Source organism: Desulfovibrio sp. (assembly GCF_009712225.1).
Lineage (GTDB): Bacteria > Desulfobacterota > Desulfovibrionia > Desulfovibrionales > Desulfovibrionaceae > Desulfovibrio.
This window is the reverse complement of the sequence record NZ_WASP01000003.1, coordinates 482442-499027: the sequence shown is the minus strand read 5'-3', so window position 1 is coordinate 499027 and position 16586 is coordinate 482442. Positions and strand designations below refer to the sequence as shown.

The following is a 16586-nucleotide window of genomic DNA, read 5'->3' as shown; positions in this document are numbered from 1 at the left end:
GGGGTTAGCCGCACGGTTGCGGCAAAGCTTAATCTGTTGTGTGGAAGGTGAACGATGGGTCTGCTCTGGCGCTTGTCCATAGCCATCATGGTTTTTGTGTTGTCCCTTGTTTACGCGCTCCCCAGCGTTCCCTATCTGGGAACAGCTCTTGAGCGCGTCTTGCCGTCGAGCAAAATCAATCTCGGCCTTGACCTCAAGGGCGGCATCCATCTGACGCTCGGCGTTGACGTGGCCAAGGCCGTGAGCAATTCGCTGGCTCTGGTCGGGCAGGATCTGCGCCGCGTTGCCGAAGACGAAAAGATTGTTGTGCTGCGCCCCCGCGTGGTGGGTGGCACCGCTCTTGAATTCGTACTGCCGCGCGCGGAAAACGAACCCCAGTTCCGCGAACTGCTGGCCAAGCACTTTCCGCAGCTGAGCGTGGGTGAACCCCAGGCTGGCGAAGCCGGACAGCTGCGCTATGTTGCCCGCTTTACCGCAGCTGAAGTCAAGCGCATTGAAGACCTTTCGCTCGATCAGGCCCTGCGCACCATCCGCAACCGTATTGACCAGTTCGGCGTGGCCGAACCCGATATCCGCAAGCAGGCTGGCAACCGCATTCAGGTGCAGCTGCCGGGCATTTCTGACCCGCGCCGTGCCGTGCAGGTTATCGGCCAGACCGCCCACCTTGAGTTCCACCTGGTGCGCGAGGATGTGGACCCCGGCAAGGCCGTGCTGCCTCCCGGCGTGATCGTGCTGCCCATGCTGGAGAAAAATCCCGGCCAGCAGCAGAAGGAAACGCTGATCGCGGTGGAAAAAGACGCCATGCTCACCGGCGAGGACGTGGCTGACGCCCGCCCCGCCTTTGACAACATGAACCAGTCTTACGTTACCCTGAATTTCAACGCCCGTGGCGCGCGCATCTTTGAACGCGTGACCGGCGAAAACGTGGGCCGCCGCATGGCCATTGTGCTGGACGGCAAGGTGTATTCCGCGCCTTCCATACGCGAGCGCATCGGCGGCGGCCGGGCCAGCATCTCGGGCAGCTTTAGCACTGCCGAAGCCCAGGACCTTGCCATCGTGTTGCGCGCTGGTTCGCTGCCTGCGCCTGTTTCCGTGCTTGAAGAACGCACGGTCGGCCCCTCCCTGGGTCAGGAAGCCATCGACAGCGGTATTCGTGCTGCCATGGTGGGCGCTGTGGGCGTGGTGCTGTTCATCGGTGTGTACTACGGCCTGAGCGGCCTTATTGCCGACCTTATGCTCTGCTTTACCATGCTCATCGTCATGGCGGGCATGGGTGCCTTTGGCGCAACGCTGACCCTGCCGGGTATTGCCGGTATCGTTTTGACCATCGGTATGGCGGTGGACGCCAACGTGCTCATTTTCGAACGCATACGCGAAGAAATACGGCTGGGGCTTACCCCGCTGGCTGCGGTGCGTGCGGGCTTTGACCGTGCGGCCATTTCCATTACCGACTCCAACCTCACGTCCATCATCGTGACCGTTATCCTGTACCAGTTCGGCACCGGCCCCATCCGTGGGTTTGCCGTTACACTGGGGCTGGGCATTGTGGCCTCCATGTTCACGGCCATCTTTGTATCACGGGCCATCTTTGAGGAGTGGGCGCGGCATTGTGGCCCCAAGGGCATCCACATTTAGCGCGCCGGGAGGCTATTATGGGTTTTGCATTTATCAGGCACGACACCAAGTTTGACTTTATTGGCCTGCGCCACTGGGCGTATGGCATTTCGGCTCTGCTGATTGTGGTGGCCATTGTCTCCACCCTTTGGGGCAACGGCCTCAAGATGGGCATCGACTTTGCCGGTGGCGTTATCGTCCAGATCCAGTTTCAGAAGCCCGTGCACGACGACGCCCTGAAAAAGAGTCTGGATGTCCCCGCTCTGCCGGGTATCACCACCCAGCGTTTTGGTGATGGCGACAGGGATTACCTGCTGCGCTTCTCCAATTCTGAAAACATCGATGCCACCCATGTGCGCACGGCTGTGGTGGACGCTCTGGCTGCCGCTTTCCCCGACAACAAGGCTGAAATTCAGCGTCTGGAAGTAGTCGGCCCCAAGGTTGGCGCAGACTTGACCAACAAGGCCCTGAGCGCGCTTTTTTATGCGGTTCTGCTCATTGCCGTGTACATTTCCGGCCGTTTTGAACAGCGCTGGATGGCAGGTGCCGCCATGGCTGCCGCCCTGTGGGGCGGCACCTATGTAGTGGGGCTTACGGGCCTTGGCATGGGCTGGCTGATTCTGTTCTCACTGGCCATTACCCTTGTGGTGTGCTTTGTGCTGCGGCTCAACTTTGCGCTTGGCGCGGTAGTTGGTCTGCTGCACGACGTGGGCATCACAATGGGTCTGCTTTCGCTGCTCAAGGTAGAAGTTGACCTTAACGTCATGGCAGCCCTGCTTACCCTGGTGGGTTATTCGCTCAACGATACCATCATCGTGTACGACCGCCTGCGTGAAAACCTGCGCGCCGCGCCCGAACTGAGCATGGCCGAGCTGATCAACCGCAGCGTCAACCAGACCCTGTCGCGCACTATCCTGACCAGCGGCACGACCTTTTTGGCGACGCTTTCGCTGTTCCTTGTGGGCGGCGGCGTTATCCACGATTTTGCCCTTACCGTGCTTATCGGTGTGGTTGTGGGTACGCTTTCATCCATCTACGTGTCTTCTGCGGTGCTGCTGGCACTGGGCGACACAGATTTTTACGTTTCTCTGGTGCAGCAGAAAGGCAAGTACGAACGTCCCGGCGAGCACGGCGTGGTTTAGTTCTGTATGTTAGTGCCGCGTGTAGCGCGGCCGAGTATATAAAAAACACCCCGGTTGTAACCAGCCGGGGTGTTTTGCATTTTGACGGGTATGCCTTGCCTGCCAGACAGTGATGGCAGTGCGCCGCAGATTAAAAAAGGCATGCGTCGGGGCATGCCTTTTTTATACATCGTCCGATAAGAATTGAGTCACGAACAGTATCAGTCTTCGTGAAATTCCTGTTTAATGACCGCCTCGGCCTTGATGCGGTCGAGCAGTTCTGCAAAGGTAGCTTTAACATGCTCGCGTATATCGCCAGCCACTACCAGCAGAAGCAGGTCGTCGCCGGGTTTGAGCAGCCCTTCTTCCGCCTGCGCGACAATGGCAAAAATACCGGGCTGTTTTTCCATTTCGCGGCAAATGGCTTCCATTTTGGCAGTGTCGTGCGAAACTTTTACTGATGTAACCGGTGCATGGTCGGCGCGCGACCAGCCGCGCACAACTCCGTTGTGCACCAGCATCATGCCCACGTTATCGGCGAAGCCGGGACGGGCTTTGAGTTCCTGAAGAGTTTTGTTAACATCCATAAAAACCGCCTTGGTTTCAGTGGCTCGATCAACGCCTTTCGTTTAAGGCTACAGCATAGCAGCCCGTGTATAAAGGAATTTTTCATGGCGCATTTATCGCAGTTATTATCACGCCTGCCCAGCAATATTGATGTGCGCATGAGCACCATGGGCCATGTGGTGTGGGTGAGCTGGCACGATAAACTCGCGCCCGCCGTGGGGCAGACCCTGCTGAATTATGGCGGCATGCTGGTAGGTGAAGAAGCAGAGCAGTCTATCTGGTTTTTCTTTACCGACGACGTTTTTCTGGCGCTTGCCCGCCTGATGGTCTGGGGCAATTTTAACGAACTGCCTGTTGCTATTGAGCTTTTCCCGGGGCGTTTGCAGTTTGGCCGCAAGCGCGAGGTCAATCTGCTGCTGGACGGCGCCCTGCAGGCCCAGCAGATTGTGGTGACCGACAATCTTGAAATATGGGTTCACCCCAAGAGCCGCGAGGGCAAAAAGGGTCTGCCGGGCATCACGTTTGAGCGCCGTTCTGGCCGTCAGGGCATGGCAAGCGTGGAGTGGGCCTCCATGACCGTTGACGTGCGGATGCCCTATGCCTCTACCCAGTCGTGGTTTGCCGTGCTGCATCCGCTGGGCAGCCCGCTGGACAAGGCTTTTCAGACCGGCTGGACATCCATGTTCAAGCGGCTCGAAGCCCTGCTGCAAAAGCACAAGATCAAATCCATCGTGGACGATACGTTCATGATGATTTCCATTGATAACCTGATGATGCTGCGCACCTTCATGCGCGATTATCTGCACAGCATCGACAAGAACAACAAGGAAAACGTCGGCCACTGGCCATGCGTAAGCGTGGTTGCAGACCGCAACAACCTGAATTTCAACGCCGACCTGCCCAAAAAGATTGGCTTGCAGTGGGACAATCTGATGCCAGATTTTCCCTACCTGAGCTATCGCAACGCCTACCTGCTGGGTGAGGGCTTTACGGTGCGCGACCTGCGCTTTACCGGCGAGCAGATGGCCATGGACAGCTGGTGCAACGTGATGCTGGACGAAAACAGTCTCAGCGGGCGTTCGCTCAATCTGCTCATGCCCAGCCGCCTCACTTCGCCCACGCCCTCGGGCGTTGGTTGCATTTATTGTGGCATACACAGTCACGAATCTGCGGAATGCCCAACGCGCTTTGGCGCAGCCTCTGGTCCCGATGTTTGGGAAAATCTCGGCAAGCTTGATCTGGATGCCATCAACGACGGTTTTCGTGCCATTGAGCTGGTGCTGACGGAGAAAGGCATCGCGGGCTATGCAGCGGTGCTGGCTGGCGAGGATGATGCCGCAGCCGTGATGCGGGCTGTGCTTGAGATCAACGCAGCCTGCCAGTTGCGCAATGTGCCTCGTCACTGGCTGTACCGCATGCGAGAGCCGGAGCCGGGTGAGGAAGAACCCAATCGCGACGACAGCCCCGCGTGGGATCTGCTGGACAAGCTCATCATAACCGCTCCTACAGACCTGAGCGCCCTGGAAAAGAAGATCACCCAGGCCATCACGCGGCATCAGCGCGACCCCCGGTTGCACATGGTGCTGGCCTTTACTTATCTTGAGCGCAACGACTATGCCCGCGCCGAATCCTCGTTCCGCGCCGCAGCCATGCTTACGCCTTCGCCAGCACTTCAGGCCTGGAACGAATTTTTTCTGGCGCGTCTCGCCGAGGAGCAGGGGCTTCTGAGTCAGGCCATTGAGCAGTACACCCAGATATGGCGCGTCATGCCCCACTGGCGTGAGGTGAAATACCGTGAAATCGTCTGCCAGGTTAAGATGGGTTTTTGCGAGCCAGTGCTGGACCAGCTGATCAAGCTTATCCGCGAGGAGCCCACATATTTCAACCGCGTGCTCATCGACCCCTCGCTTGAGCGTGGTCGCCTGCTGATTCTTTCCGCCCTTTATGACCTGTGGAACGAAGCCAAGCAGTGTGCCGATGCAGACCGGGCGCGTGTTGCCGAAATCAGCACCCGTCTGGATTCCTGGTTTGCGCCAGAGCATCCTGTGCAATTGCAGCTGGGCACAAAGGTGCACGATCTCGAAGCCCAGGCTGGCATCAACAACTATCTGGCCTTTCTCAATATTGTAGAGGTGCGCCCCGGCCTTGAAAAGGAAATGGAAGATTGCATCACCCGTGAGGTGGAAGATCTGCGCAACCGGTACAAGTATTATCTTGATATCCTGCAGGAAATTCGCGACGAAGCTTCGTGGTTTCCCTTTCCTGCCGCTCTGCGTGAATTCAGCCAGGAATTTAATGAAAGCGCGGGTATCATCAACCGTGCTTTTTCGTGCAATTTCAAAGAGGCGGAATCTTTCAAGCGCGCCCAGGGGGAAACGCCCCACCTTGCCGAACTGCTGCGCAGCCTGCGAAAGCGGCTGCAATTTTTGCGCATGGTGCGCGATGGAACGCTCTTTGGCCTGACACTGCTCAAAACCTTTATGTGGGTTGAGGCCGTGGGCCTGCTGCTTTGCTTTATCGCCGTACCCTCGGTTTATTTCTGGGGTGAATCGGTTGGTCTTGGCTGGCTCAAGAATATTTTGGGTTCAGAGCCGTGGTCCATACAAAAAATCCTTATACTAATCGTGACCATGGTTTCTCTGGGCACAGCGGCCCTGCGTACCACCCTTGTTTTTGACCGCAAAAAAGAAAAATTGCTTGAAGAAGCGCGGTTGCAACGCGAGCAGGCCCAGCAGACGCGCCTGGACCGTATACGCAGCCAGCGCCGTCTTGAGGCGGAGCGGACGAAAAAGGCGCAAAAGGCTGATATGGAGCAGACAGGCCGAAAATAGAATTTGTTGCCCACCCTCTTGCTTAATTTATCAATAATGGTTATTAATAAATCAAGTCAAAAGGAGGAAGCCATGACAAGCCTGAAGGATTTTTCTCTTTACAATATAGACTGGAACCTCTCCCCCGAACACGCGGTAACCATGTATCTGGAATGGGGAAACAACGACTGGCACTCAGAATATCCGCCGGTGCGATCCAAGGACGATGTGTCCCACTATTTTGTGGTGGACAGCTGGCAGGAGCCTCCGGTTATTCGTCTTGTGAGGCGCAATTCGGAACGAGCGGAAGACCTGATTACCATTCCCCTGCCCGAAGGGCTGGAAGAAGACTACCGCAAGGTCCACGGAGCGTGGCGCGGCATCAGCGAGCCAACGCCCGAGGTCAAGTCCTGGCTCAAGCACGAGCTTGGGCAGGAATAAAAGACAAAAGCAGTCTCTGCACACCTGGTGCACAATGTTAAAAGGCCCGCGGAAGCGGGCCTTTTTGCGTAAGTATGGGGTGCGGGTTAGCGCGCGCCAAAACCGGGAATGCGAAAACGGTCTTCGAGCCAGCGCAGCAAAAACGTGGCCAGTGTAACCATGGCAAGGTAGTACGCGCCCACTGCTATGAAAACCTCGGTGAAGCGGAACGTGTCGGAGGCCACCACCTTGCCCTCGCCCATCAGTTCCATGCAGGTAACCAGATAGGCCAGCGAGCTGTATTTGATGAGATAGATGATCTCGTTGCCGCAACCGGGCAGGGCGCGCCGTGCCGCCTGCGGAATGATGATCCAGGCAACGGTCTGCCACTGGCTGAAGCCAAGGGCCTGGGCCGCTCGAACTTGCCCCTGCCTGATGGAAAGCAGGGCACCACGCACGTATTCCGACTGGTAGGCGGCAGTGCACAGGGTAAAGCTGGTAAGCGCCGCGCCAAAGGGCGAAAAGAATACGCCAAGCTTGGGCAGGGCGTAATAGATCATCATAAGCTGCACGGCCAGTGGCACGCCGCGTATGAGCGAGGTATAACCGTTGCCGAGGCGGCGCAGCCACAGGGGCCCAAAGGCGCGGGCGCAGCCAAGCAGCACGCCGCCCACAAAGCCAAGGGTTCCTGCGGGTACTATGAGCGCCAGCGAAACCAGCAGGCCCTTGTTGAGCGCTGGCAAAAGCTGTGTGCTGAAAAAGGCCGTATCCAGCACTTAGGCCCCCATCTCCAGCAGGCGCTGACAGAAGTCGCGGGTGCGGGTGTTGGACCCCTCGGCCAGCAGATCAGCGGGCGAGCCCTGCTCGATAAGCTTGCCGTGCTCCATGAAAACAATCTCGGTAGCGAGGGCTCGGGCAAAATCCATCTGGTGCGTGGCCATAACCATGGTCATACCGCCACTGGCAAGATCGCGAATAACGGCAAGCACTTCGCCCACAAGCTCGGGGTCGAGGGCCGAGGTGGGTTCGTCGAGCAGAATGACCTTGGGGTCCATGGCAAGGGCGCGGGCCATGGCCACGCGCTGCTTCTGGCCGCCAGAAAGCTGAGCCGGGTAGAGTGTGGCGCGGCGGGCGAGGCCAACGCGGGCCAGTTCTTCCTGTGCGCGCTTGCGGGCATCGGTGGCAGACATGCCGCGCACCTTGCGCAGGGCAATGGCCACGTTTTCTTCGGCGGTGAGGTGATCGAACAGGTTGAAATCCTGAAAGATCATGCCCACCTGCGCGCGAAAAGCGCACAGGGCTGCCTTGTCGGCCCGGTTGAGCAGCTGGCCTTCGAGATATATTTCGCCAGAATCCGGAGGGATAAGGCAGTTGATGCTCTGGAGCAGGGTGCTCTTGCCCGCACCAGAAGGCCCGATGAGAACCTTCAGTTCTCCCCGGTTAACCGTAAGGCTGCAATTGTCCAGAATGGGCTTGCCGCCCAGCATCTTGGAAATGCCCTTAACCTGCAATACCGCTTGTTGGTCAACGCTCATGCTTATCCCATACCCATGCCTTCCATGCCGATTCCAGAGGAATAGCCGGGCACATGGACTTTTTGTTCCAGGCAACGCAACAGTTTGAGCACTGCCAGCGTCAGCACAAAATACAGCACGCCCGCCGTGGCGTACAGGGCCAGATGCTCGTGGGTTCTGGCCGCCACAAACGAAGTGCGGGCCATGATGTCCTGCGTGCCAAGCACAAAGCAGATGGCCGAATCTTTAAGCAGAATGGAAAATTCGTTGGCCCAGCCAGGGATGGAAAGCCGCAATGCCTGCGGCAGAATGATGGAGCAGATGCCGGTGCTTTCGCGCATGCCAAGGGCGCGCGCGGCATTGAGCTGCCCACGGGGCAGGCTTTCGATAGCGCCCCTGAAAATTTGCGACTGGTAGGCCGTGCTGGTGCTGCCAAGAACGATGCAGCAGATAAAAAACGGGTCCAGGGTGATACCAAGGCTGATAAAAAGCCCGTAGCAAAGAAAAAGCAGTACCAAGATGGGCACGCCCCGGAAAAACCACACATACAACGCCACAAGACGCCGCAGCCACGGCCCACCGTAAACCTGGGCCACGGCCATAGGCACACCCAGCAGCAGCCCCATGGTAAGCGACAGGGTGACATTACCCACCGTAACCAGACTGCCGGACAGAATGGAGGGCAGGGCGTTGTATACCACAAGCAGAGAATTCATGAATGGAAAGGCCTTTTCCGCGCAAGCGCGAACCGTCCGGTTAGCAGGCGGTTCGCGCTTGACGTGTGGGCGCGTGCGCGTCCGTTATTTGCTGAGGTATTTCTGCTGCAGTTCTTTCCAGTAAGGATCGGCCATAAGCTTCTTATAGCCTTCGTTCACCAGCTTCTGCAGTTCCTTGTCTTCTTTGCGCATGGCAACGCCAAACTGGTCGGGTTCGCCGTGCGTGCCGGCCTTCTTGACGGCGCGGCCGTTTTCGATGGCGTTGTTGGCAGGCAGTTCGTCCATCAGGGCAGCCTGAATGCGGCCATTCAGCAGGTCGGTGACGGCCAGGGGCGAGGATTCGTAAAAGCGCAGTTCGAAGGGATACTTCTTTTCTTCCTGCTCTTTCTTGATGTCGTTGGCTTCAGAGGTGCCGCGCTGCACGCCGAGCTGGATCTTCTTGCTCAGAATGTCGGCGGGGGTCAGCTTGGAGTCGGCAGGCACAACAAACACGCGCGAGACGGTCCAGTATGGGTTGGAGAACTGCACAACCTTGGCGCGCTCGGCGGTGATGCTCATGCCAGAGTCAACCATGTCGATCTGCTTGGCAAGCAGGGCGGGAATGATGCCGTCCCACGCCATGGGCTTGTGAACAATTTCAAATCCCATGGTTTTGGCTATCCAGTTCATGGAATCAACGTCAAAACCGGCAGGCTGGCCGGTCTTTTCGTCAACATAGGCGAAGGGAGGATAGTCGGGGTCGATGCCGTTAACATAGGCTTTTTTGGCAAATGCGGGTACGGCAGCCAGCACGGTGGCCAGCAGGGCGCAGACGAAAAGCTTCTTCATGTTCAATTTCCCCTTCGGAAAAGACAGGACGGACATGCGACCACGCAATCGCCCGAGGGGCGACTGTTGCGCATCCTTGCACGGTGGGCCAGAGGCCGACACCGCGCGGCCACTAAAAACAAAGTCTTTCTGTAACAGAAGGAAGATTGCTACGCAAGGGCGCAGGGCGCTGAGCCCGCGTGGGGCGTGCACAGCAGCGTCTGGTTTTGTCAGCGCACATTGCGGCCAGGGGAATGGTAATGCGGGTGACGGGCCGGTGGCGGATGCTCCTTTGCGACAGTGCCCCTGTGTGGGCAAGTGTGGCCGGGAAATGCGGCTGGCGAGGGCGATGTGGCCGCTGGTCGTAATAGCCATGTCCCTTGTGGAATTCTTGTGCTTTGTGGAGAAAGAGCATAACATTATGACGTTTGAGTCTGAGCCCTTTCACAACAGCGCGGCCTGCCGCGTTCAAACGTAGTGCCGGCCATCGGCACAGCGCCTCTTAGCATGAAACAATATCCCTTCTGGGTCAGGGCGCTTTTGGCTTGCGGCCTTTCCCCGCAAAAATCGATGCTCTGTCTTTTTGACCTCATGGCCATTCTTGGAACGGCCATTGCGGTTTTTCTGGTGCGTGCCGCATTTGGCAATGTGGAGTCAAACCTGTACCACTGGGCACTGCCCCTGCTGCTCATGGGGCCAGTAATGGCGGCTGGCCTGGGGCTTTACCAGACCATAAGCCTGCCCCCGCACCGTGAACTCAAGGCCCTGTTTCAGCTCACCAGCCTCATGTACGGCATTATTCTGGCCGTGCTGTTTCTTTCAAAAACGGGCGATGCCTACTCGCGCATTGTCATTGCAGGCAGCTGGCTGGCCACTGTTTTTGTGCTACCCATAACGCGCAGCCTGTGCCGTCGCCTCTTTGTGCGCCAGCGCTGGTGGGGGCGGCCCCTGATCATTTTTGACAGCGGCAACGCCGGGCGCGATTTCTGGCGATATCTCAAACGCAGGCCAGAACGCGGCTTGCGCCCGGTCTCCATGTTTGCTTTGCCTACCGATGCCGAGGCAGTGCGCAAGCTCTTTGCCCAGACCTCGCAAGCAAACCCCAAGGCCATGGCCATGATCCTGCAAAAAGCAGATCAAGGTCAACACCTTGATTATATTACGGAAGCAAGCAGGTTCTTTGAGCGCATTCTTATTGTGCCTTCGTTTAACGATGGCTTTCGAGCCCATTGGCTGACACCGCGAGACCTGGGTGCGACTGTGGGGCTACAGGTGCGCCAGAACCTGCGTGACAGGCGTCGCCTGCGGGTAAAGCGCTTCATGGACGTGCTGCTTTGCGCCATGGGTGGTGTGGTACTGCTGCCTCTGGGGCTGATTCTGGCGCTGGCCATTCGCCTGGACAGCCGGGGGCCGGTTTTTTACCGCCAGCGGCGTATTGGCCGTGGGGGGCGCGAAATCCGGATTTTCAAGTTTCGCACCATGGTGCAAAATGCCGACGAGGTGCTCAAGAAGGTTCTTGAGCGCGACCCGGAATTGCGGGCTGAGTGGGACGAAGACCACAAACTCAAGAATGACCCGCGCGTTACCCGCGTGGGGCGTTTTTTGCGCAAGGTGAGCCTGGATGAGCTGCCGCAGCTGCTCAACGTGGTTATCGGCGACATGAGCCTGGTGGGGCCGCGCCCCATTGTGGCCATGGAAGTTGAAAAATATGGTCCGGTTTACGAAGAATACTGCCTGGTCCGTCCGGGTATAACGGGGCTGTGGCAGATTTCTGGCCGCAACAATACCTCCTATGCCGAACGTGTGGCTTTCGACCACTATTATATCAACAACTGGTCTGTCTGGATGGATCTGTGGATTCTTGCCAAGACGATTCCCGTGGTCATAACGGGGTACGGAGCGTACTGATGGGCGAAAGGGGTAACAGTTTCAACCGCCTGCTGGACCGTTTCGTCGGTATCCCTCTGGCGGCCTGCAGCTCTGTGCTGCGTGTGGGCAAGGGGAGCAAGCCGGTTGCCGACCCCCAGCGGGTGGGGTTTATCTGCCTGGGGGCCATTGGTGATCTTTTGCTGCTTTCTGCGCTTGTTGCGGCCCTGCGCGAGCACCTGCCCCACGCGCACTTTGTATTGCTCACGTCGCGCGCCAATGCCGCAACTGTCAGTCTGATTCCCGGTATTGACAACTGCGCGTCATTTGGGGTGACCGAGGTTGCCGCCATGGCGGCGTGGCTGCGCGAGCAAAAGCTGGATGTGCTGATTGACAGCACCCAGTGGGCGCGCCTTGGAGCACTGCTGTGCAACCTCTCCAATGCGCGTACAACTGTGGGCTTTGATACGGATGGTCAGCACCGCGCTTTTGGGTATTCCTTTGCGGTGAAGCACCGCAACGACCGGCATGAGGTGGAAAATTTTCTGGAACTGGGGCGGGTTCTGTATCCGGGCTTGCTTGGTGTGCCAGGCATTTTGTTGCCGCAATCGCCACCCGACGACCTGCCCGCAGAACTGTGCGCAAGGCTTGAACCCACCGGCGATGTGGGCGACGCGCTGCCCCGCAGGGTGTTTTTGCACATGTGGCCCTCGGGCGCCAATGCCTGGCTCAAGGAATGGCCCGCGGATCATTGGGATGCTCTTGCCCGCACCCTGAGCGAAAAGGGCTGTGAGGTGTACCTGACCGGCGCACCCGCCGATGCCCCGCGCAATGACGCCTTTTTGCGGGCTTATCCGCAGTGCCCCGCCATATCGCTTGCGGGCAGAATTTCGCTCCCTGGCCTTGCCTGGCTGTTCAACCGTGCGACCGCTGTGGTTTCGGTAAATACGGGTACCATGCATCTTGCGGCCATAGCGGGCGCGCCCACGGTGGGCCTGCACGGCCCCACCAACCCCCTGCGCTGGGGACCTGTGGGCAGGCACGTACGTTCTCTGCTGCCGCACAAGGGGCCGTATGCCTATCTGAATCTGGGCTTTGAATACCCTTTGCCACACAAGCTCTGTCTTGACTCACTGCCAGTGGAAGATGTGGAAGACGCCTTGCGGAGTCTTGCTGCATTGTAGCCGGATAAGAAGGTGATTGCGAAGTCACAGCCCGCAGCCAAACTCCATACTGCATATTTTGTCGCACAAGGGGAGGGAATTGAAAAATCCCCTCCCCTTGTGCGGTGTTGTCGTCTGGCTGATGCGCTAGCCCTTGGGCCTGTCGCCTATAGCCGCGGTAATCACGGCTTCTGCGGCCAGCTTGCCGTCTACAAAGGCACGGGCTTCCATCTTGCAGAGCTTGAGCTTCATGCGCAGGTTGCTGCATTCAAGGTCAAGCCTGTCGCCGGGAACTACCTGCTTGCGGAATTTGACGCCGTCAAGACCCGTGAAGAGAAAAAGCTTGTCGTCAAGGCTCTCCATGCCAGAAACGGCCAGCAGGCCACCCGTCTGGGCCAGAGCCTCAAGAATGAGCACGCCGGGCATGATGGGCGCACCGGGAAAGTGCCCCTGAAAGAAAGGCTCATTGAAGGTAATATTTTTATAGGCGCGGATGTGTGAGCCCGGTACGCATTCCACCACTCTGTCCACCAGCAAAAAAGGATAGCGGTGGGGCAGCAGGTGCAATATGCGCTGTATGTCCATGCTCACGGTTTGGGGGGTAGTCTCCTGCATGAGGTCTCCTGAATATGGTGTGCTTGACCGCGCACGCGGTATAAAAAAAAGGCCTCTCGGCCCTTCCGGGTTGAGAGGCCTGAGAATTTACCGGCAGAGGGCGTTATTTTTTGCCGCCCTTTTCATTGGCTTTTTCTTTGTAGATCTTGTTCACTTCGGCCAGCACGTCCTGGGTCAGGTCCATGGACTGGTCGGCGTACAGCACGCCACCGGCGGTGACGTCCACAACAAAGTTGAAGCCCTTGGCGCGGGCGACTTCGTAGGTGGCGCTGAAGACAAGGGTAACCATGTCTTGGCGAAGCTTCACTTCTTCCTGTTCAACCTTGCGCAGGAAATTGCGGGTTTTCTGGTCCAGATCCTGCTTGGAACGGATGAAGTCCAGCTTCTTTTCTTCGCTGGCCTTGGGGTTCTTCAGAGCTTCGGCCTTTTTCTTCAGCGCTTCGCCCTGCTTTTCAAGTTCGTTGCGTTCAGAACCGAACTTGTTTTCCATTGTTGTTTTGGCGGCCTGCGCGGGGACGCTCTGCGTCGCCACGGTCTGCATGTCAACAACACCGATCTTGGCTGCGGGCACGGCGCCGCCGTCAGCAGCATAGACTTGTCCGGCAAGCAACAAGCCAACCGCAACAGCCGTCATCAAAACCTTGCGCATGAAAGTTCTCCTTCCCCAATGCTGATTTGTTATGTCGTCCTTGCGGAACTGGGATGACCCGCGCGCCGTAAGAGAAGATGCCTCTGCTGTCTGCAACTATGTACTACATTTTGCAAAACAGCCATAACTATCTGCGGAGTGCGAATAAACAGTTATTTGCTATGATACAGCCTAAAAACACGTAGTTGAAATTACTTGCCTCACATAGCACCAGCGCCTTCTTGCGTCAAGGAATTCTGGACTGTCCGGCGCTTGAGAAGCCTGTCCTTGTAGGCCAGGATGCCTTCGGCCAGCCCCTCGGCCAGGGTCATGCGATACTTGGGTGTGAGCAGCCGTGCCGCTTCTTCCCTGTTGGTGCAATAGCCAATTTCCACCAGCACGGCAGGCATCTGCGCGCCAAGTAACACAAGAAAGGGTGCAGACTTGATGCCGTTGTCTTTTGTTTCGAACTGCCGACGCTTAAAGCGGAACTGCGCAAGGCGCTGTATATCCTGTGCAAGGTGGCGCGATTCATCCACGCGTGCGTTGAGCATGACATCGGCCAGCATTTTTTGCATATCGCCGAGCCTGTGCTCGCCATCGGCGTTTTCAAGCGTGGCCAGACGAGCTGCTTCAGGGTTGCTGGCAATGTCGAGATAATATGTTTCAAAGCCCTGTACCGAGGCGTCGTCGTTGGCGTTGACGTGTATGGAAACAAACAGGTCGGCACCGGCGGCATTGGCCATGGCGGTGCGGTCGCGCAGCGAAACGCTTTTGTCGGCAGTGCGGCTGTAGACCACATCAAGCCCGTTGGCCTCAAGCAGGCGGCCAAGGGTGAGGGCCACATCAAGGGATACGGCGCGCTCAAGCACATTGTTGTGGTTGGTACCGGGGTCGCGTCCACCGTGTCCGGCATCGATGAATACCGTGCGTACTGTCAGACCCAGCTGGCGGGCCATGTCGCGCACGAGGCGGGGAGAAGGCGGCTCGGCAGGTGTAGTGCCGTTGCTGGCCACAGACTGCTGGTTCTGGTCGTCGGACTGGTTTTCGGCAAACCCGGCCTTGCTGTTGCTGACTGGAGGCAACTGGGTTGATCCACTGGCAACACGCACAATGATGCGGCAGGGGTTTGATTCCACGCGGGTGTCAAAGCGGCGCGCATCCTGAAAATTGAAGTTGAGCACTGTTTCGCCGCTCTTGCCGCTGCTGACGCTCATGCCCTTGAAGAGGCTACCGCGTATGTTCACACCCTTGCGTACATCTTTTTCAACTGTTGCATTTTCCAGCGCCAACTGGAGAGACGCCTGACCTATCCTGTTTTTTGCCTTTGAGTCAGAACCGTTGAGCCTGGCGGTGTAGCGGGCTGGCGCGCTCAACTCCAGCACGATCTCCACGCTGTTCTTGCTCAGCGAATTCCATGAGAGAGCCTGCACCACAGGCTTGGCAACTGGTTGGGCAGCTGTCTTGTCTGCTGGGGTCTGCGCGGCACCTGCGTTGGCAGTTGGGGTGGCAGCTGGCGCACCTGTAAGACGGCTGCGCAGTGCCTGGGCTTCTGTGGTTTTATCCCCGCCAGAATACAAGGCCATGATGGCGTCCAGCAATTCCAGAGCCACCCCCTGCTGGTTGAGATGGTCGGCATCGATGGTTGCGGCGCGTAGCAGGGCGTCGTCCGCGAGAGCGCTCTTGGGGAATTCCTGCGCCAGTTTGAGGTACAGGTCACGCGCCTGACGGTATTCATCCGAAAGGTGGGAACAGTCGGAGAGAGCCTCCTGACTTGTTGCTGCGCGGTACAATGCTCCGGGCGAGATGGCCCAGTCTTTGCGGCTCAGATAGATTCGGAGAAATTCGGCCGTGAGCTCTTCCCACGGTTGCCGCCAGCATGAGCGAACCTTGTCTGTACGCAGGGCTTCCATCTTGGCCTTGGCGTCGCGGTAGCGGGGCAGCAGATCGGCCTGAGGCAGTGGCTGCTGGGCGCTGGCCTTGGCAATCTGGGCGGCAGCTGTATCTGCTGTGCTGTTCTGTGCATTGGCAGCGGTAGGGGCAGATTTGGCAGGGGCGGCCTCGTCCTTGGGCTCCTTGCCGTCAGTGCTGGAAACCTGGCGCGCTTCTGGTGCAGTGCGACCGTTGGCAGCAGCCTGAAGGGTCTTTTCGAGTGCCAGTGCCTCGGGGAGCATGTCGCCCTTGGGATATTGCGTTTTTATGCGTTCCAGCAGGGCCAGGGCGCCCTTGTCGTCCTTGAGCCAGGCGGCGCGCAGCTTGGCAGCACGGAACAGGGCGTCGTCGGCAAGGCGGCTGTCTGCATGGCGCTGGGCAACGGCCTCGTAACATTCAATGGCCTTCTTGGCGTCGGCTTTGGCAAAAGAGCGACGGGCCAGTTCCTCAAGGCTTTCTGCTGCACGGAACAAGGCGGCAGGGCGGTTGGGCCAGCCGGGGTCGGCATCGTATATGGCGCGGAATTCCGCCGCCAGATTCTCCCATGGTTCACGTTGCCCGGAGCGCTTTTCATCCTGTCGCAGTGTATCAATGCTGGCCTTTGCCAGATCATAACGCTTGCCCGTGGGGGGCAGCGATGTGTAGCCGGAATCGTAAAAACACACCACCATCAGGCACAGGGCAGCAAGAAAGGCAAGCGGAGGTGCAAGCCTGCGCATGTTGTTGCTGCCAACTTTTTCGGAAGCCTTGGGCTGGGGTGATTTTCCGGCCACGGTATTTCCTTTTGCCTGGTTGTGACAATAATTTGACGTC

General features: G+C 58.0%; 14 protein-coding genes. 6 read left to right on the top strand and 8 right to left on the bottom strand.

The features are described 5' to 3' along the window. Positions 1–54 precede the first annotated feature (54 nt). The gene (gene secD / locus F8N36_RS03385) at positions 55–1635 is read left to right on the top strand and encodes a protein translocase subunit SecD (protein ID WP_291331348.1); all 1581 of its coding nucleotides are present in this window, start codon (positions 55–57) and stop codon (positions 1633–1635) included. Positions 1636–1652: 17 nt separating this feature from the next. Continuing rightward, the gene (secF, locus tag F8N36_RS03380; RefSeq protein ID WP_291331346.1) at positions 1653–2756 is read left to right on the top strand and encodes a protein translocase subunit SecF; all 1104 of its coding nucleotides are present in this window, start codon (positions 1653–1655) and stop codon (positions 2754–2756) included. Between the two features lie 200 nt (positions 2757–2956). On the opposite strand, the gene F8N36_RS03375 is transcribed toward secF, so the two are convergent. After that, entirely contained in the window at positions 2957–3322 is a 366-nt protein-coding gene (locus tag F8N36_RS03375; RefSeq protein WP_291331344.1) for a molybdenum cofactor biosynthesis protein MoaE, read from the bottom strand. 84 nt (positions 3323–3406) lie between these two features. On the opposite strand from F8N36_RS03375, the gene F8N36_RS03370 reads away from it, so the two are divergent. Continuing rightward, positions 3407–6133 carry a hypothetical protein gene (locus F8N36_RS03370; protein ID WP_291331342.1) on the top strand — a complete coding sequence of 909 codons (2727 nt, stop codon included), beginning with the start codon at positions 3407–3409 and terminating at the stop codon, positions 6131–6133. 72 nt (positions 6134–6205) lie between these two features. Then, on the top strand, positions 6206–6553 hold the full coding sequence (locus tag F8N36_RS03365) for a DVU0772 family protein (RefSeq protein WP_291331340.1): 348 nt from the start codon (positions 6206–6208) through the stop codon (positions 6551–6553). Between the two features lie 86 nt (positions 6554–6639). Here F8N36_RS03365 and F8N36_RS03360 read toward each other — a convergent pair whose 3' ends face one another. The 4 genes from F8N36_RS03360 to F8N36_RS03345 all read right to left on the bottom strand — a co-directional run bounded on the left by F8N36_RS03360 (position 6640) and on the right by F8N36_RS03345 (position 9590). After that, the gene (locus F8N36_RS03360; RefSeq protein WP_291331338.1) at positions 6640–7308 is read right to left on the bottom strand and encodes an amino acid ABC transporter permease; all 669 of its coding nucleotides are present in this window, start codon (positions 7306–7308) and stop codon (positions 6640–6642) included. Further along, positions 7309–8067, bottom strand: a complete 759-nt coding sequence (locus F8N36_RS03355) for an amino acid ABC transporter ATP-binding protein (protein WP_291331337.1) — start codon at positions 8065–8067, stop codon at positions 7309–7311. It lies immediately after the preceding gene. Positions 8068–8069: 2 nt separating this feature from the next. Beyond that, positions 8070–8762, bottom strand: a complete 693-nt coding sequence (locus tag F8N36_RS03350) for an amino acid ABC transporter permease (protein WP_291331336.1) — start codon at positions 8760–8762, stop codon at positions 8070–8072. An 84-nt stretch (positions 8763–8846) separates the two neighbouring features. After that, a complete protein-coding gene (locus F8N36_RS03345; RefSeq protein ID WP_291331335.1) occupies positions 8847–9590 on the bottom strand; it encodes an ABC transporter substrate-binding protein in 744 nt (247 codons plus the stop codon). A 549-nt stretch (positions 9591–10139) separates the two neighbouring features. On the opposite strand from F8N36_RS03345, the gene wbaP reads away from it, so the two are divergent. Together wbaP and F8N36_RS03335 are read left to right on the top strand one after the other, a co-directional pair. Then, a complete protein-coding gene (wbaP, locus tag F8N36_RS03340) occupies positions 10140–11477 on the top strand; it encodes an undecaprenyl-phosphate galactose phosphotransferase WbaP (protein WP_291331334.1) in 1338 nt (445 codons plus the stop codon). Continuing rightward, a complete protein-coding gene (locus F8N36_RS03335) occupies positions 11477–12619 on the top strand; it encodes a glycosyltransferase family 9 protein (protein ID WP_291331333.1) in 1143 nt (380 codons plus the stop codon). Before wbaP ends, F8N36_RS03335 begins: the two co-directional genes overlap by 1 nt. 126 nt (positions 12620–12745) lie before the next feature. On the opposite strand, the gene fabZ is transcribed toward F8N36_RS03335, so the two are convergent. The 3 genes from fabZ to F8N36_RS03320 all read right to left on the bottom strand — a co-directional run bounded on the left by fabZ (position 12746) and on the right by F8N36_RS03320 (position 16546). Continuing rightward, the gene (gene fabZ, locus F8N36_RS03330) at positions 12746–13213 is read right to left on the bottom strand and encodes a 3-hydroxyacyl-ACP dehydratase FabZ (protein WP_291331332.1); all 468 of its coding nucleotides are present in this window, start codon (positions 13211–13213) and stop codon (positions 12746–12748) included. Positions 13214–13316: 103 nt separating this feature from the next. Beyond that, complete coding sequence (locus tag F8N36_RS03325; RefSeq protein ID WP_291331331.1) at positions 13317–13862, bottom strand: OmpH family outer membrane protein; 546 nt, start codon at positions 13860–13862, stop codon at positions 13317–13319. Between the two features lie 200 nt (positions 13863–14062). Beyond that, positions 14063–16546 (bottom strand): N-acetylmuramoyl-L-alanine amidase, encoded by a 2484-nt coding sequence (locus tag F8N36_RS03320; RefSeq protein WP_291331330.1) that lies wholly within the window; start codon positions 16544–16546, stop codon positions 14063–14065. Between the last annotated feature and the right edge of the window lie 40 nt (positions 16547–16586).

Bases quoted from the DNA above. Each gene is read 5' to 3' on its own strand.
- wbaP (WP_291331334.1), top strand. From the start codon at position 10,140: ATGCTCTGTCTTTTTGACCTCATGGCCATTCTTGGAACGGCCATTGCG.
- F8N36_RS03350 (WP_291331336.1), bottom strand. From the start codon at position 8,762: ATGAATTCTCTGCTTGTGGTATACAACGCCCTGCCCTCCATTCTGTCC.
- F8N36_RS03370 (WP_291331342.1), top strand. From the start codon at position 3,407: ATGGCGCATTTATCGCAGTTATTATCACGCCTGCCCAGCAATATTGAT.
- secF (WP_291331346.1), top strand. From the start codon at position 1,653: ATGGGTTTTGCATTTATCAGGCACGACACCAAGTTTGACTTTATTGGC.
- F8N36_RS03335 (WP_291331333.1), top strand. From the start codon at position 11,477: ATGGGCGAAAGGGGTAACAGTTTCAACCGCCTGCTGGACCGTTTCGTC.
- fabZ (WP_291331332.1), bottom strand. From the start codon at position 13,213: ATGCAGGAGACTACCCCCCAAACCGTGAGCATGGACATACAGCGCATA.
- F8N36_RS03365 (WP_291331340.1), top strand. From the start codon at position 6,206: ATGACAAGCCTGAAGGATTTTTCTCTTTACAATATAGACTGGAACCTC.
- F8N36_RS03375 (WP_291331344.1), bottom strand. From the start codon at position 3,322: ATGGATGTTAACAAAACTCTTCAGGAACTCAAAGCCCGTCCCGGCTTC.
- secD (WP_291331348.1), top strand. From the start codon at position 55: ATGGGTCTGCTCTGGCGCTTGTCCATAGCCATCATGGTTTTTGTGTTG.
- F8N36_RS03325 (WP_291331331.1), bottom strand. From the start codon at position 13,862: ATGCGCAAGGTTTTGATGACGGCTGTTGCGGTTGGCTTGTTGCTTGCC.
- F8N36_RS03355 (WP_291331337.1), bottom strand. From the start codon at position 8,067: ATGAGCGTTGACCAACAAGCGGTATTGCAGGTTAAGGGCATTTCCAAG.
- F8N36_RS03345 (WP_291331335.1), bottom strand. From the start codon at position 9,590: ATGAAGAAGCTTTTCGTCTGCGCCCTGCTGGCCACCGTGCTGGCTGCC.